The organism is Prochlorococcus marinus XMU1419 (assembly GCF_017695955.1).
Taxonomy (GTDB): domain Bacteria; phylum Cyanobacteriota; class Cyanobacteriia; order PCC-6307; family Cyanobiaceae; genus Prochlorococcus_A; species Prochlorococcus_A marinus_AD.
In genome coordinates this window covers 246,816-259,428 of the sequence record NZ_JAAORO010000003.1, presented here as the reverse complement: position 1 = coordinate 259,428, position 12,613 = coordinate 246,816, and the positions used below count along the sequence as shown (strand labels likewise).

The 12,613-nt window shown below is 32.3% G+C and carries 14 protein-coding genes; 7 read left to right on the top strand and 7 right to left on the bottom strand.

Annotated features, from left to right (window positions below):
• Positions 1 to 25 precede the first annotated feature (25 nt).
• Both HA151_RS07460 and HA151_RS07455 read left to right on the top strand, forming a co-directional pair.
• Entirely contained in the window at positions 26 to 325 is a 300-nt protein-coding gene (locus tag HA151_RS07460) for a ferredoxin (RefSeq protein ID WP_209106843.1), read from the top strand.
• A gap of 78 nt (positions 326 to 403) precedes the next feature.
• On the top strand, positions 404 to 772 hold the full coding sequence (locus HA151_RS07455; RefSeq protein WP_209106842.1) for a hypothetical protein: 369 nt from the start codon (positions 404 to 406) through the stop codon (positions 770 to 772).
• A 9-nt stretch (positions 773 to 781) separates the two neighbouring features.
• On the opposite strand, the gene HA151_RS07450 is transcribed toward HA151_RS07455, so the two are convergent.
• Both HA151_RS07450 and rnz read right to left on the bottom strand, forming a co-directional pair.
• On the bottom strand, positions 782 to 1,342 hold the full coding sequence (locus HA151_RS07450; RefSeq protein WP_209107152.1) for a pentapeptide repeat-containing protein: 561 nt from the start codon (positions 1,340 to 1,342) through the stop codon (positions 782 to 784).
• Positions 1,343 to 1,416: 74 nt separating this feature from the next.
• Positions 1,417 to 2,355: a ribonuclease Z gene (gene rnz, locus HA151_RS07445; RefSeq protein WP_209106841.1), complete on the bottom strand. Its 939-nt coding sequence runs from the start codon at positions 2,353 to 2,355 to the stop codon at positions 1,417 to 1,419.
• A gap of 88 nt (positions 2,356 to 2,443) precedes the next feature.
• Between rnz and HA151_RS07440 the strand changes: the two genes are divergently transcribed.
• Positions 2,444 to 3,829 (top strand): SpoIID/LytB domain-containing protein, encoded by a 1,386-nt coding sequence (locus tag HA151_RS07440; RefSeq protein WP_209106840.1) that lies wholly within the window; start codon positions 2,444 to 2,446, stop codon positions 3,827 to 3,829.
• A 4-nt stretch (positions 3,830 to 3,833) separates the two neighbouring features.
• Here HA151_RS07440 and truB read toward each other — a convergent pair whose 3' ends face one another.
• Entirely contained in the window at positions 3,834 to 4,751 is a 918-nt protein-coding gene (gene truB / locus HA151_RS07435) for a tRNA pseudouridine(55) synthase TruB (protein WP_209106839.1), read from the bottom strand.
• Between the two features lie 142 nt (positions 4,752 to 4,893).
• Here truB and HA151_RS07430 point away from each other — a divergent pair, with 142 nt between their 5' ends.
• Positions 4,894 to 5,577 (top strand): class I SAM-dependent methyltransferase, encoded by a 684-nt coding sequence (locus tag HA151_RS07430; RefSeq protein WP_209106838.1) that lies wholly within the window; start codon positions 4,894 to 4,896, stop codon positions 5,575 to 5,577.
• Here HA151_RS07430 and rpmA read toward each other — a convergent pair.
• The gene (gene rpmA, locus HA151_RS07425) at positions 5,561 to 5,821 is read right to left on the bottom strand and encodes a 50S ribosomal protein L27 (RefSeq protein WP_209106837.1); all 261 of its coding nucleotides are present in this window, start codon (positions 5,819 to 5,821) and stop codon (positions 5,561 to 5,563) included. The two genes, HA151_RS07430 and rpmA, sit on opposite strands and share 17 nt — an antisense overlap.
• A gap of 9 nt (positions 5,822 to 5,830) precedes the next feature.
• Positions 5,831 to 6,271: a 50S ribosomal protein L21 gene (rplU, locus tag HA151_RS07420; protein WP_209106836.1), complete on the bottom strand. Its 441-nt coding sequence runs from the start codon at positions 6,269 to 6,271 to the stop codon at positions 5,831 to 5,833.
• 145 nt (positions 6,272 to 6,416) lie between these two features.
• Here rplU and kaiB point away from each other — a divergent pair, with 145 nt between their 5' ends.
• Positions 6,417 to 6,734: a circadian clock protein KaiB gene (gene kaiB / locus HA151_RS07415; RefSeq protein WP_011376985.1), complete on the top strand. Its 318-nt coding sequence runs from the start codon at positions 6,417 to 6,419 to the stop codon at positions 6,732 to 6,734.
• A 71-nt stretch (positions 6,735 to 6,805) separates the two neighbouring features.
• Entirely contained in the window at positions 6,806 to 8,335 is a 1,530-nt protein-coding gene (kaiC, locus tag HA151_RS07410; RefSeq protein ID WP_209106835.1) for a circadian clock protein KaiC, read from the top strand.
• Here kaiC and HA151_RS07405 read toward each other — a convergent pair.
• Both HA151_RS07405 and purD read right to left on the bottom strand, forming a co-directional pair.
• Positions 8,332 to 10,398, bottom strand: coding sequence for a HAMP domain-containing sensor histidine kinase (locus HA151_RS07405; protein WP_209106834.1), 2,067 nt, complete (start codon positions 10,396 to 10,398; stop codon positions 8,332 to 8,334). The two genes, kaiC and HA151_RS07405, sit on opposite strands and share 4 nt — an antisense overlap.
• Before the next feature lie 4 nt (positions 10,399 to 10,402).
• Entirely contained in the window at positions 10,403 to 11,734 is a 1,332-nt protein-coding gene (gene purD, locus HA151_RS07400) for a phosphoribosylamine--glycine ligase (protein ID WP_209106833.1), read from the bottom strand.
• A 136-nt stretch (positions 11,735 to 11,870) separates the two neighbouring features.
• Between purD and purC the strand changes: the two genes are divergently transcribed.
• A complete protein-coding gene (purC, locus tag HA151_RS07395) occupies positions 11,871 to 12,599 on the top strand; it encodes a phosphoribosylaminoimidazolesuccinocarboxamide synthase (protein ID WP_209106832.1) in 729 nt (242 codons plus the stop codon).
• Positions 12,600 to 12,613: the final 14 nt, after the last annotated feature.

The following is a 12,613-nucleotide window of genomic DNA, read 5'->3' as shown; positions in this document are numbered from 1 at the left end:
TAATTACCAACAATTTTTTTTTTAAATGGCTTCTTACAAAGTTACACTAATCAGTGAGGGTGAAGGTCTCAATTCAACTATTGAAGTACCTGATGATCAGTACATCCTTGATGCTGCTGAAGAACAAGGTATCGACCTTCCTTATTCCTGCAGAGCTGGAGCATGTTCAACATGTGCAGGAAAAGTTACTTCAGGCACTGTCGATCAATCAGATCAAAGTTTCTTGGATGATGACCAACTAGAAGCTGGTTTTGTTCTTACATGTGTTGCGTACCCAACATCTGACGTAACAATTACAACTCATGCAGAGGAAGAATTGTATTAATTATAAAAAATTAACTTTTCTAAGTTGATTATTCATTATTTCTTTGCCACCCTCTATGAAGGTGGTTTTTTTTTATAAATGAATAAATTTGAATTTTTCAAGACAGGTAGTGTTCAATCAAGTTATGGAGGTCAGTACAGTTATAAGGTAATTGGACCATGTTGCAGACTTTATGATAGAGAAGAATTACCCTGGCCCTGTTCAAGGCTCGCTTGGAGAAGTAAGGAGCCTAGTTGGAGAAGAATAGGTTCTAGGTTCGTTGCGGATATGGCTTCTAGAAAATGCCCATCTTACTCAGTACAGATTTTGGAGCCTGGATCAAAACCTGTTGAGACAGTTATAACTCTTTTTTCAAAGAAATTTTCTTCTGATATACAAGAATGGTGGTATAGCAAAAAACCAGGCTCAAAAAAGCCTGGTAATATCTTCCCTTCTGAAGTCAGTTAGCTTTAAATATTAAGCTTTTGGTTTTGGAGGCATGTAACCTTTTAAGCCAGTGCATTCAAGACTATCAATTGTATTAACTCCAGTTAGTGAGTTAGTTCCACTAGCTCTTTCACATAATGATTTTCTCTGAGAAAGATCAAGATTTGCATCAGTAAAGTCTGCTCCATCAATAATTGCCCCATCAAAAACACTTTTCATTAGTTCACCATTGGTAAGATTCGCATCAGTAAAATCAGCATTATCAAAGCGAGTTGCGTATGCAATGAGGTCAGTCATATTAGCTCCTTTAAAACTAGAGTTTTTTGCAGTTGTTACGCTCATATATGCGCCTTGAAGATTAGCTTCTCCTAAATCTTGATTAGATAAATCATATTTAACATATTCAGTATTATGGAGGTCTGCACCGTGAAGATCATCTTTTAGTACGTCAACTGATGAGGGATCACTAGGATAGAGTGCGTTCGCAGAGATTGGATTAATAAGTAAACCAATAATTAAAGGGAGAAAAATTAATAGTCTTTTACAAGACTTATGTAGTGATGAAAAAATAGAAACCATTTCGATCAACATCAATATAGAAAACCTATGACTATTATTCCATGGGTTGGTCATTTACGACCCTTCTTCTCACGAACTGTTGCAGTTTATTTAATTTCAGTAGTTAGAAAATCTTTTGCAAGGTGAGTATTTGGAAAAACTTTTTGAGCCTCTTTAAGCAAATCGCTTGGCGTAATTGAATTTTTGTTAGTGTATCTTGGACTAAAATGAGTAATAATTAATTTTTTTGTATTAGATAATAATGCTGTTCTCGCAGCCATGACTGTTGTGGAATGTAGTTTTTCATATGCCATAATCTCATCTTCCTGAGAAAATGTTGATTCATGCACTAGTAAATCGGCATTTTTTGATAAAGATACTGCTGATTCGCTAAAGATAGTATCTGTGCAATAAACAAAACTTTCTCCCCTCCTTGGAGGGCCGCAGAAATCTTTCCCATCGAAGGATCTCCCATCTGCTAAAGAGACTTTTTTACCTTGTTGCAATTCAGAATAGATTGGTCCAGGTGCTATTCTCAGAGTCTCTGCTTTTTTGATATCAAATAAACCCGGCTTATCTTTTTCGCTAACTCGATAACCATAAGCAGGTATTTTATGTTTGAGGCAGGCACAATTAACCTTTAGATTATTGTTTTCAAATAAAATTTTATTTTCTGATGCAAAATTTTCAACTTCCACGAAATGTAATGGGAATGATAATTTACAGAAACTACTACGAAGTGCAGAATTTATAAAATCTTTCAGCTCTGAAGGGCCGTAAATTTCAATACCCTTACTTTTGCCTGATAAACCTAAGGTGGCTAAAAGGCCAGGCAATCCATATATATGATCACCATGCATATGCGTAATAAATATCTTCTTAATTTGAGAAGATTTGATTTTACTTCTCATTAATTGATGTTGTGTTCCTTCCCCACAATCAAAAAGATACACCTCAGCACTTTGAGATAATTTTAGTGCTAAGGAGGAGACATTTCTTGTTAAGGTTGGTACTCCAGAGCTTGTTCCTAGGAAAGTGATGTTCACTTATATTAATATTGTTGTTTTTTTATATGGATTAAATCTAGACTTCTAGTCAGACTAAGGCAATTTCAAAATTTGTTTTTAAAACAAAGTGATATTAAAAATTTTAAAAAATTCTCATAAATTTTGTTTAGCAAGCATCGTCATTTTTTGTTTTCTCCAGAATCGAACTGTTTCGGCTTTAGCAGAACCTACTATAAATGTTCTTATAATAAAAGACAAAAAAATTAGAATTAGGTCAGATAGGTCAATTCCATTAATAATCAAAGGTCAAGGATTTTCTAATAATAAAATTAAAGGTTTAACTTTAACAAAAAAAAACAAAAGAACTACTTTATTGTTTGATAAGAATAAGCAGAAAATTTATGACTTGAAAAATGGAGAAAAGTTTGAAGTTCGTTCCTTAGATAGAAGAGGTATTTGGGTTGGTCAAAAAAGATATGCAGGTAAATTAAAGATTTTCATAAATAAAAATGACATATTGGTAGTTAATGTTCTTGGGATTGAAAAGTATCTCGGTAGTGTTGTTGGTTCAGAAATGCCCGCTAAATGGCCTTTAGAAGCATTAAAAGCTCAAGCTATCGCATCAAGAACTTATGCTTTAAAGCAAAAAGGAAATTCTCTTTATGATATTGATTCTACAAATAGGAATCAGGTCTATATAGGACTAGAGGCTAGGACATATAAAACGCAAAGGGCAGTAAACTCTACAAGATCATTAGTTTTGACTTATAAAAATAAATTAATTAATTCTTTATTTCATAGTAGTTCTGGTGGTATGACGGAAAATAGCCAAGATGTATGGAAAAATAAATATCCATATTTATCAAGTGTTAAAGACTTTGATGGTGATAATCCAAAACTTAGATGGAATAAAAAATTCTCAAAATCTCAGTTGAAAAAACTATTTCCAAGAATAGGAGGAATAAATCAAATAGAAATTTTAAATGTAACAAGCACTGGGCGAGTTAAAAATGTAATTATTAATGGTGATTTTGGAACTGATCAAATTTCAGGTGTTGATATTCGAAAAAGAATGAACCTTAAAAGTACTCTAGTAAGATTTAAATTTATTGAAGATAATGAGACCAAACCTGGTAATAAAAACCTTAAATTATTGTCGACAAATTCATTAGAAAATGAACCTCTTACCCATATTGTGAGAGTTGGAGAAACCTTGATAGAGATTGCTGATCAATATGACGTAAGTATTGACGAATTAGTCGCCTTGAACAATATTAAAAATTCATCATTAATAAATATAGGTCAAAGATTATTAGTTCCAAGAAATCTTCTTAATTCCTCCTACTCCTCAGAAAAGTTATTGTTAGTCTCAGGATATGGATCTGGTCATGGCGTGGGGATGAGTCAATGGGGTGCTAAGTATATGGCGAGTAGGGGAGAAAAAGCAGATAAGATATTAAAACATTTCTATAAAGGAGTTGAAATAAAACCATTTAAAAAATATTTTTTATAAAAAGTTATTTTGCATCTAGGACTAATTTTGGATTTAAGTAAGTTTGTGCTTTGCTAAAAAAGCCTATACCTAAGAGTTTTTTTCTATTATCTATAACCTTTACAGGTTTTTTATAATCAAAATTTATGCTTTTATTTAAGTAATTAATATCAACTTTTATTGCTCTTCCAGTTTGCCAAAAATTGATTTCTTCTTTTTTATTTAAGACTAATGTTGAAATGTGATTAAGGGCAGAAATTGTTGGAATAATAAAATTTTTAGTTTTGTGTTTATTTTTTTCCATATCAGATATTTTTATAGATTCTTCTTCATTAAAGCCACAAGCTGAAATCCTTTTTAGTTGAAGAAGACAGCCCTCAGAATTGAGAATTCTCCCAAGATCTCTCGCAATTGCCCTTATGTATGTACCAGCTGAACATTGGATTTTTATTTCTATGATTCCGTTTATTTGATCCCATCGCAGTAATATTAGCTCGTCTATTTTTACTTCTCTTGGTGTTAATTCAAAATCTTCATTATTAAAAGATTTTTTATAAGCCCTTACACCATTTACATGAACGCTAGATACTTTTGGTGGAATTTGTTTAAAGATTCCTCTGAAGTGATTTAAATATTGATCTAACCGCTCACTAGTGATTATGGGCCAATCTTTTTGATTAATTATTTCTCCTTGAATATCATCAGTTTTAGTTCTTATCCCTAATTTAATTTGTCCTATATAACTTTTACCCTGAGGAAGATATTGAATAAATTTTGTGGCACTGCCTATTGCAATGGGTAATGTTCCGGTAACATCTGGATCTAGGGTTCCAGTGTGCCCAACTTTTTTTGTATTTAGTAACTTCCTTATTTGTCTAACACAATCATGAGAAGTACATCCTTTGTCTTTATTAATTACTAAGAATCCATTTATAGTTTCCATTTTTAATATTAAGAATATTTTGAGAAAGATTTATTACTATTCTATGATTTTTGTATTGAAATTTTAAAGTACGAAATTGAACAACAATAGTTTTATTTTAAAAGAGTTTATAGATAATGCTTTTAATTTAAAATCACATTTAATGGAATACTTATCTATTAAAGAATGTAATTTAGATAAATTCTTAGCAAATGCAAAGATGAATTTAGCAAATTTACATCCTGGTGATGTTTTAAGTGATGTTTCAGATTTTTATACTGAAATTGTTGGAGAGAGGCATATAGCAGATTTAGCTGCCTGGCATATTTCAAGCAAGGATTACATCGCTGATACTTTAAAACTTCAGCAGCAATTTTCTAGAGATTTAGTTTTAGATTTTGGAGGAGGTATTGGAACGCACGCCTTAGCTAATGCAATGTCTCCAAAAGTTGAACATGTTTTTTTTGTAGACATTAATGAAAAAAATAGAAATTTTGTTGAATATCGAGCTAAGAAATTAGGGGTCAAAAAAAAACTATCTTTTTGCAAGACGATCAAGGATACAAAAATATCCAAATTTGATACGATAATTTGCCTAGATGTTTTGGAACATCTCGCAGATCCAGCTGCTCAAATTGATATTTTCCACGAATTTATGGATTATAATTCCATTGCTTTATTTAACTGGTATTTCTACAAAGGAGAAAATAATGAATATCCATTCCATATTGATGATGTTCAATTAGTGGATAAGTTTTTTGAGAAACTTCAATCTGAGTTTTTAGAAGTTTTTCATCCTATATTGATAACTACAAGAGCTTATAAGAAAGTTAGATTACAACATTAACTCTTTTTCTATTCCTTAAATTTCTTTTTATGCTCTCGAAATTTACGGTTCCTTCTTTGAGTGCAAAAAGTGTATCATCTTTGCCTTTGCCTACATTAATTCCTGGTAGAAAGGATGTACCTCTTTGACGAATTAAAATTGAGCCAGCAGTTACTTTTTCTCCACCATAAGCTTTTACGCCCAATCTTTTGGAATTGGAATCTCTTCCGTTTCTTGTAGAACCTGTTCCTTTCTTATGTGCCATTGGAAAATTTTAATTTGTAGATTTTTCTGATTTTGGTTTAAGTTCCTTTTTAACAGTTTCCTTTTTTGTAGAAGGCTTTGGAGAACTTTTCCCTATTGATATAGATTTTACCATAACTCTCGTAAGTTCTTGTCTATGACCCATCTTTCTTCTTGTCTTTTTCTTGGGGCGCATCTTATATACAAGAATTTTCTTATCTCTCTTATGAGAAACTACCTCTAATTCAATTTTTGCATCTTTTATATAAGGTTTACCAATAGTGATTGAGTTTTTATCTTTTAATAGTAGAACCTTCTCTAAGGTAATTTTATCTTTTTCTTTTGCATTAAGTCTGTCAATATCATAGTATCTATCGACTTCGAACCAAAATTGTTGACCAGAAGTTTCCGCAATTGCGTATAACTCATTATTTTTTGAAGAATTGTCTGAAGATTTTTTAGAATTTGTCATATCTTAAGGACGCTATCAGGCTCAAACTTTTAATTTGATTACGCCTAATGAGCAATCATAATTGTTTGTCTATTTTCTTATTTTGTAGTGTAATAAGTCAAGGATTGTTTTAAATCTTTTATATCCAAAGTGAGGAACCATAACTATGGCAGCAAGAAAAACATATATTTTAAAACTCTATGTTGCGGGGAATACTCCCAATTCAATGAGGGCTTTGAATACTTTAAGAGAAATTTTAGAAAATGAATTTAAAGGTGTTTATGCTTTAAAGGTTATCGACGTACTAAAGCAGCCTCAACTTGCTGAGGAAGATAAGATTTTAGCTACCCCAACATTAGCTAAAATTTTGCCTCCACCTGTCAGACGAATTATTGGTGATCTTTCTGATAGAGAGAAAGTTTTAATTGGTTTAGATTTACTTTTTGATGAATTAACTGAAACTGAATATAGTGGAGATAAATAACACATAGAAAACTTTTATAATTAAGGATAAATTTAAAGTTTATTTTTATTTTAAATTTCTTGAATAAAACTATGAAAGAAAAGAAATTTGGCAAATCAAATAAAATGCAAGTCCAAAAATTACCTACTGGTATAGAGGGGTTTGATGATGTTTGCAGAGGAGGTCTGCCTGTATCTAGAAGCACTCTTGTCAGCGGCACATCAGGGACTGGCAAAACTGTTTTTTCTCTTCAATACTTACACCATGGAATTTGCAATTTTGATGAACCAGGTATTTTCGTCACATTTGAAGAGTCGCCTTTAGATATAATAAGAAACGCTGCTAGCTTCGGATGGGATTTACAAGAATTAATTGACCAAAATAAATTGTTTATATTGGATGCCTCTCCAGATCCTGACGGTCAAGATGTCGCAGGTAATTTTGACTTATCTGGTCTTATTGAGAGAATTAGTTATGCGATTAGAAAATATAAAGCTAAGAGAGTTGCAATAGATTCAATAACTGCGGTTTTTCAACAGTATGATGCGATTTACGTTGTTAGAAGAGAGATATTTAGACTGATAGCTAGATTAAAAGAGATAGGTGTGACAACAGTTATGACTACTGAAAGGGTAGATGACTACGGCCCAATCGCTAGATATGGAGTAGAAGAATTTGTGTCTGATAATGTTGTTTTATTGAGAAATGTTCTTGAGTCAGAGAAGAGAAGAAGAACCCTAGAAGTTCTGAAATTGAGAGGCACTGTACATATGAAAGGTGAATATCCATTCACTATGGGTATGGATGGTATAAGTGTGTTTGCTCTTGGAGCAATGAGATTAACGCAGAGATCCTCAAATATTAGGATTAGCTCTGGAGTTAAAGATCTTGACGATATGTGTGGAGGAGGTTATTTTCAAGACTCCATCATCCTCGCTACAGGAGCAACTGGTACAGGTAAAACAATGCTTGTATCAAAATTTGTAGAAGATGCGTATAACAATAATGAAAGAGCGATACTGTTTGCATATGAAGAATCAAGGGCTCAATTGCTAAGGAATGCTACTAGTTGGGGCATAGACTTTGAAAAGATGGAAAGTGATGGTTTATTAAAAATTATTTGTGCTTATCCCGAATCAACTGGCTTAGAAGATCACTTGCAAATTATAAAAACGCAAATTAATCAATTTAAACCAAAGAGAATGGCAATAGATTCTCTCTCTGCATTAGCCAGGGGTGTAAGTTTGAACGCATTTCGACAGTTTGTAATTGCAGTAACTGGTTATACAAAACAAGAAGAAATTGCAGGATTTTTTACCAATACTGCAGAAGAGTTTATGGGAAGCCATTCTATTACTGACTCTCATATTTCTACAATTACTGATACTATATTGCTACTTCAATATGTAGAAATAAAAGGAGAGATGGCTAGAGCTTTAAATGTTTTTAAAATGCGTGGATCATGGCATGATAAACGCATAAGAGAATTTATTATTACAAATCGAGGACCTGAAATAAAAGATTCTTTTTCTAACTTTGAACAAATATTTAGTGGCGCTCCTCATAGAGTTGTTCCTGATCAAAATGTACAAAATGTTTTTAAAGGGTTAGACAATAACTAGATAACTTCCTTAATTTCAGAGCTTGAGAAATTATCTGTATTATTAATAGCCTGAGTTAATAACTCATCTTTATCAGATTGTGCTAAGGCTAAATCAAACCAGAAGGTTGTTCCTACTCCTAATTCACTAGCCATGCGAATCTCTCCTCCATGTTTTTCAATTATACCTCGTACTATAGACAAGCCTAAGCCTGTTCCTTGCTCAGTATGTACCGAGTTTTCCACCCTGTAAAAACGGTCAAATATCTTTTCTTGATCAGCTTGAGATATTCCTGAGCCTGTGTCGGCGATCTCAATTCTTACTTTTGGTAATGGAGAAACTAATTCACATTGAGGAGCTTCATCATTTTTTGTGTTAGGAGGGAGGGCAGGACATGAATCTGGCCAAGTATAAGCTCTTATCGTAAGATTGCTATTTTTCGGACTAAATTTCAGTCCATTACCCAATAAATTATCAAAAACTTGCAAAAGTAAATCAAAATTTCCCAGAATTGAAGGGATAGTTTCTTCAATATCATGTGCCAATGTGACATTTTTCTCTATGGCATTTAATCTGTAATTTCTGAGAGTCTGTTCTATTGCTGGTTTAATATCCATTTCCTCAAGTTGAATTATTTTCCCTGACTCTAGTCTTGATAGATCTAATACATCATTAACAAGTCGTGTTAGCCTATCAGTCTCTGAATTTGCAATACCTAAGAATTCGAGTTGTTCTTCATTAGAGAGCTGATCTTTTAAATCATGTAATGTCTCTACGTAACTCTTAATATTAAAAAGTGGAGTTCTTAATTCATGCGAAACGTTACTAATAAATCTGTTTTGTGCTGCATTGAGTTCTACCTCTCTTGTTAGATCTTGAATTGTGACGGCAATACCTTTTAATTCAACTTTATTTGTATCCAATACTGATTGCAAGACAATTCTTAAGGTTCTAGCTGGTTCACCTAAGCTAAACCTCAAGTCGTCTTTTTCCTTTTCTCTGTTTAATAGTGCCTCTATGTTTATATGTAAGTCATTAGAAAGAATTTCAGGAATCTCATTTAAAAAATATTTTCCCTCTAGGAATCTACCCTCCCAACGAAATAATCTTTTCGCTGTTGGATTAGTTAGTACAATCCTGCCTTGGGAATCCAATAATATTGCTCCATCAGCCATAGTTGCTATAAGAGATTGCTGTTTTATTTGAGCAGCTTTAAGTTCTTCAATATTTGCCTCATCGTAATTTTCTAATTGAGTAGCCATTCGGTTAAATCCATTTAAAAGTTCTCCTAAGTCCCCTTTCATAGGTAGAGAAATTCTTGATTTAAAGTTTCCTTTTGAAATTTCTCTGACACCTCTTACTAATTCCCTTACAGGTCTTGTGATTGTTAAAGCATTGAATACAGCTCCAAGTATCACTAAAACCCAAATTGATATGAATACTGCTATGGTGAGTTCTCTTGTAAGTGCAGCGCTTGCTAAAGCTTTTTTATTGGGTGTAACTCCTAAAGCTAAAGTTCCAAGATATTTCCCTTTCCACAACATTGGAACAAATACATCTGTAACTTGACCTTGTGGTGTAACATGTTGCCTAACTAAAGGGAATTGCGGTCTTTTCTTTAACTCTGCTGGTAACTTTAATCTTCGAGTAAGCTGAAATTCACTATCTGAACTTGTTGGAGTGGCACTAATTGGTATGCCTAGTTGAACAATATCTTCGGCATCAGTAAAGAATATATAACGTAGATTTCGGCTTGATCTCCAAAATTTTTCAGCTACATTCGATATTTCTTTTTTCTGGTTATTAGCAACTAATTCTGTGACATTCCCCGATAATAATAATCCTAGATCTCTTGCGTATCTAGTATCGTTCATTCCTGCATCTCTTTGAATACTATTTAGGGCAAAAAATGTTATTCCTGTCATTAGTAAACTTACAACAAGAGTAGCTATCGCTAATAATTTTGTTCTTAAACTAAACCCACTCCACCAGGCAAAAAGCCTATTAATCCAATAGTTATTATTAATATCTTTGTTATCGGCTATGTGATAACCACTATTTTCTTGATTATTGGTATCTTTCATAAGCCTAATTCTCCTCAGAAAGGTTTTTTCTCACTTGGTGGCCTATGTCATTTCTATAGTAGATGCCATCAAAATGTATTTTTTTTAAATTTTTATATGCCTTTTCAAAAACAATATCGAAATTTTTATCTTGACAGACAATACTTAAGACTCTTCCACCATCAGTTAATAATTCCCCATTTTTACTTAGTGAGGTGCCTGAGTCGAAAACTTGACAATTGCAAGAGTCAATTTCTCCTATTTTTATTGGCAAGCCAGTTCTATATTCGTTAGGGTAACCCTCTGAGGTTGCTATTACACAACCACTGACCTTATTTGAGGTTTTAATTTTTTCATCATTACTTAAATTTCCCATCGAGCATTTTTCTAGAAGAAATACAAAATTTTGATCCATCAAAGGCATTATTGTTTGGCATTCTGGATCTCCAAATCTACAGTTATATTCTATAACTTTGGGCCCAGATTCTGTGATCATTAATCCAAAATAAATTACTCCTCTATAGTCAATATTTTTTTTATTTAATTCTTCTATTGTTGGTTCAATTATCTCTTTAATTATTTTATCAAGGTAAAAATCTGTTAAGAGAGGAGCTGGGGAATATGCTCCCATCCCTCCTGTATTTGGACCTTTGTCTTTCTCATTTAGACGTTTATGATCTTGTGCGGACGGAAGTATTACGTATTTCTTCCCATCGCATAGCGCAAAAACTGAAACTTCCGGACCTTTAATTTTTTCCTCTAAGACTACTAAATTATTGGTGTTACCAAATTTACCGTTGAAGATTGATTCTGCTGCTTCAAGACACTCTTTTGTTGATTCGGGAATAAAAACACCCTTTCCTGAAGCTAATCCATCCACTTTCACTACAAGTGGTATAGAGGATGAATAGATAATTTTTTTTGCTTCCTCAAAAGAATTTACTTTCCAAAATTTTGCAGTCGGAATATTTGCGTCTTGCATAAACTCCTTGGCCCAAGATTTGCTATATTCCAATTTTGCTCCATCTCTGCCAGGGCCAAATACTTTAAAGTCTTTTTCGCGGAGATAATCGGCTAGTCCGTTTGCAAGAGGGATTTCTGGTCCAATTACAATCAAATCTATTTTCAAAAAATAAAGCTTTTCAACTAATTCATTTTGTTTATTAATATCAATTTTTAATCTTTCACATTTATCAATTCTTTCTGATCCAGCATTTCCTGGGATTAAATAAACTTTTTTGACTAAATCATTTTTTTGAATAGCCCAAGCCAAAGAGTTTTCTCTTCCTCCATTTCCAATTATTAAAACATTTTCAAGTCTATTTAAACTCTTAGAACTTGTTGAATTAATACTCATAAGTTTGTATTTTGAAGGTTATGAGGTTTCGATGAATAATCAGTTAAAATGTAATAAACTAATCTGAAAAATTGATCTCTAATAAATATGTTAATTACAAATTTAAATTTTAGTAATAAAATGAGGCCCTAAATTTATGAATAATAAATATGAACTTATTTATGAAGGCAAAGCAAAAAAAGTTTTTACTCATGATGATTCAGATAAAGTAATAATTGAATTTAAGGACGATGCTACAGCATTTAATGCATTGAAAAAAGCTAAATTTGAAGGTAAAGGAAGGCTTAATTGTCAAATAAGTGCAAGAATTTTTGAACTTCTAATCAAGAAAAATATCCCTACTCATTTTATTAAACTTAAAAATGAAAATACAATGATTGCACAAAAAATAAAAGTAATTCCCTTAGAAATTGTTCTGAGAAATACAGCTTATGGATCTTTATGTAAACAAACAAATATTAAACCAGGCACTGTACTAGAAAAGCCATTAATTGATATCTACCTTAAAAATGATGCACTTAATGATCCGCTAATCACAAAAGACAGGATTCAATTAATGAACATATTAAGCGCTAAAGATTTAGATTACGTAATAAATTTAACCTTAAAAATTAATAAAATCCTCAAGAGTTTTTTTAGAAACATTCAGCTAAATCTCGTAGATTTCAAGTTGGAATTTGGTTATGATTTAAAGAACAATATACTTCTTGGGGATGAAATAAGTCCCGATAATTGTAGATTGTGGGATCTCGATCAAAAAAATGATATGATTGTAAGCCTAGACAAAGATAGATTTAGAAATGACTTAGGCGGTTTTATTGAAGCTTATAGTGAAATTAACCGAAGAATAAACAATTTCATTTAACTCAATTTAAAGAA